Origin of the sequence: Stenotrophomonas maltophilia (assembly GCF_003970865.1) — a bacterium.
In the GTDB taxonomy this organism is placed as follows: domain Bacteria; phylum Pseudomonadota; class Gammaproteobacteria; order Xanthomonadales; family Xanthomonadaceae; genus Stenotrophomonas; species Stenotrophomonas maltophilia_AR.
This window is the reverse complement of the sequence record NZ_RXLZ01000128.1, coordinates 1-3,116: the sequence shown is the minus strand read 5'-3', so window position 1 is coordinate 3,116 and position 3,116 is coordinate 1. Positions and strand designations below refer to the sequence as shown.

The 3,116-nt window shown below is 65.8% G+C and carries 2 protein-coding genes; one reads left to right on the top strand and one right to left on the bottom strand.

Annotated elements, in window-relative coordinates:
* Positions 1-243: 243 nt before the first annotated feature.
* On the bottom strand, positions 244-864 hold the full coding sequence (locus tag EKL94_RS22000) for a thymidine kinase (RefSeq protein ID WP_024958734.1): 621 nt from the start codon (positions 862-864) through the stop codon (positions 244-246).
* Between the two features lie 101 nt (positions 865-965).
* On the opposite strand from EKL94_RS22000, the gene EKL94_RS21995 reads away from it, so the two are divergent.
* On the top strand, positions 966-2,942 hold the full coding sequence (locus EKL94_RS21995) for a UvrD-helicase domain-containing protein (RefSeq protein ID WP_126930635.1): 1,977 nt from the start codon (positions 966-968) through the stop codon (positions 2,940-2,942).
* Positions 2,943-3,116 lie beyond the last annotated feature (174 nt).

The following is a 3,116-nucleotide window of genomic DNA, read 5'->3' as shown; positions in this document are numbered from 1 at the left end:
GTTCGCCTCCGTTGGGCAGCCTGACATCGCGGGCTCCCGGACGACCGAGACCCCCCGCGCGCGGCGCGTCGCGACGAGTCGCACGCTTAGTGAATGTTTTGAACAGTGAGGCATTGCAGCCCTGACCCGGCTTCAAGCCAAGGGGGGACCCACCCCGCCATCCCACGGAATGCCGCTTTGGCTTTGGCCGTTGCCGTTGCTGTTGCCTCTGCAGGTGCAGGGCGCAGCCCTGCCGAACACCTTTTACAGCGGCAGGGGCGCCTGCGCTGGATCGATCCGCCCTTCACCGCGGGTGATCTTCTTGAACTCCGCGCGACTGACCGATACGTAGCGGTCGTTGCCGCCGATCTCCACCTGCGGGCCGTCCTGCACCGCGTGCCCATGCTCGTCCACGCGCACCGTCATCGTCGCCTTCTTGCCGCTGTGGCAGATGGTCTTGATCTCCTGCATCTCGTCGGCCCAGGCCAGCAGGTACTGGCTGCCTTCGAACAGCTCGCCGCGGAAGTCGGTGCGCAGGCCGTAGCACAGGACCGGAATGCGCAGCTGGTCGACCACCTCGCTGAGCTGCCAGACCTGGGCGCGGGTCAGGAACTGCGCCTCGTCCACCAGCACGCAGCCCATCGGCCCGTTCGTCGCCAGGTCCTGCTCGACCCAGCGTTGCAGGTCGGTATCGCGGTCGAAGGCCATGCCATCGGCGCGCAGGCCGATCCGCGAAGCGACCACGCCGGCGCCGGCACGATCGTCCAGGCGCGGGGTCAGGATCGCCACCCGCATGCCGCGCTCGCGGTAGTTGTGGGCGCTCTGCAGCAGGGTGGTGGTCTTGCCGGCATTCATCGCCGAATAGTAGAAGTAGAGCTTGGCCATCGACGGATTGTACGCCGCAGCCCCGCTTCGCCGAAGTCGTTCAGCAACCCCACCGGCGGCCCGCTGTGGTCGTCACCCGGCCCCGCTACAATCCCCATCCCATGCACGGTCTCAATCCCCCCCAAGCCGCCGCCGTCCTGCACATCGAAGGTCCCTTGCTGGTACTCGCCGGCGCGGGCAGCGGCAAGACGCGCGTGATCGTGGAAAAGATCGCCCACCTGATCGGCTGTGGCCGCTATCCGGCGCGCCGCATCGCGGCGATCACCTTCACCAACAAGTCGGCCAAGGAAATGCGCGAGCGTGTGGCCAAGCGCCTGCGCGAGCAGGACGCCGACGAGGTGACCATCTGCACCTTCCATGCGCTGGGCCTGAAGTTCCTGCAGATCGAACACGCGGCCGTGGGCCTGAAGCGTGGATTCTCGATCTTCGATGCCGATGATGCCGCCGCGCAGATCAAGGACCTGATGTACGGGGCCAAGCCCGACGACATCGAGGACATGAAGAATCTGGTGTCGCGCGCGAAGAACGCTGGCCTGTCGCCCGAGCAGGCGATGGCTGCCGCGCGCAGCAACCGCGAGAAGGAAGCGGCCAGCGTCTACGAGCGCTACCAGCTGCGCCTGACCGCGTTCAATGCGGTGGACTTCGATGACCTGATCCGCCTGCCGGTGCAGGTGCTGGAAGAGAACCCGGACATCGCCGTGGCCTGGCGCGAACGCATCGGCTACCTGCTGGTGGACGAATGCCAGGACACCAACGACGCGCAGTACCGGCTGCTCAAGCAGCTGGCTGGTGACAAGGGCAATTTCACCTGCGTGGGTGACGATGACCAGTCGATCTACGCCTGGCGCGGCGCCAACCCGGAAAACCTGCAGCAGATGGGGCGCGATTACCCAGCGCTGGAGATCATCAAGCTGGAGCAGAACTACCGCTGCTCCAACCGCGTGCTGCGTGCGGCCAATGCGCTGATCGCCAACAACCCGCACGAGCACCTGAAGAAGCTGTGGAGCGACCAGGCCGACGGCGAGCGCATCCGCGTGTGGGAATGCCGCAACAGCGAACACGAGGCGGAAAAGGTCGCGGCCGAGATCGCCTTCGTGGCGCAGTCGCGCAACGTGCCGTGGAGCGATTTCTGCATCCTGTTCCGCGGTAACTTCCAGTCGCGCCCGCTCGAAAAGGCGATGCAGCTGCTGCGGATTCCCTACCACCTGACCGGCGGCACCATGTTCCTGGAGCGCCAGGAAGTGAAGGACACGCTTGCGTGGCTGCGGCTGCTGGTGAACCCCGACGACGACACCGCGTTCATGCGTGCGGTGCAGTCACCCAAGCGCGACGTCGGTGCCGGCACGCTGGCCAAGCTGGCCGAGCTGGCGCAGGAAAAGGACATGCCGATGGCACAGGCCGCCGAGGCGATCGGCGCCCTGCAGCAGTTGCCGCCGCGCGCGGCCAACAGCCTGGCGCGCTTCACCGACATCCTGCGTGACCTGCGTGCACAGACCCGGCAGGTCACTTCCGGCGACATGATCCGCAAGGTCGCCAAGGAATCCGGCCTGCTCAGCGAGCTGCGCCAGCAGGCCAAGGAAGAGGCCAGCTACCAGCGTCGCGCCAACAACATCGAGGAACTGGCGCAGTGGTTCGAGGGCGGCCCACGTGGTGCTACCGCCGCCGACCTGGCCGGCCAGCTGGCGCTGCTGTCGCGCAGCGACAAGGACGAGGGCGGCAACCAGGTGCGCATGATGACCATGCATGCTTCCAAGGGCCTGGAATTCCCGTACGTGTTCATCGTCGGCTGCGAGGATGGCGTGCTGCCGCACCAGGTCAGCCTGGACGAGGGCAACCTGCAGGAAGAGCGGCGCCTGCTGTACGTGGGCATCACCCGCGCCAAGATCCAGCTGTGGATGAGCTACAGCAAGCTGACCCGCAAGTTCGGCGAGCACGTGCGGCTGAAGCCGAGCCGGTTCTTCGAGGAGATTCCGGCCGAGGAGATCCAGCGTGATGGCGCCGATCCGGTGGCGGATGCGGTGCGCAAGAAGGAACGGGCGAGTGCGGGGTTGGCGGCGATCGAGGCGCTGTTCGATTGACCGGCGAACGGCGCAGCCCCTCGTGGCTGGCGTCGTCCGCAGTGCATTCGTGAGCGGGCCAGGCGGGTGCCCTTATACACATCTCCGGGCCACCGAGCGGGACCCCAATTCCGTTGCCGCGCTTTGTCTTGCAAAAAAAAAAAAAACAAAAAAATTTAAAAATCACAACCTAAA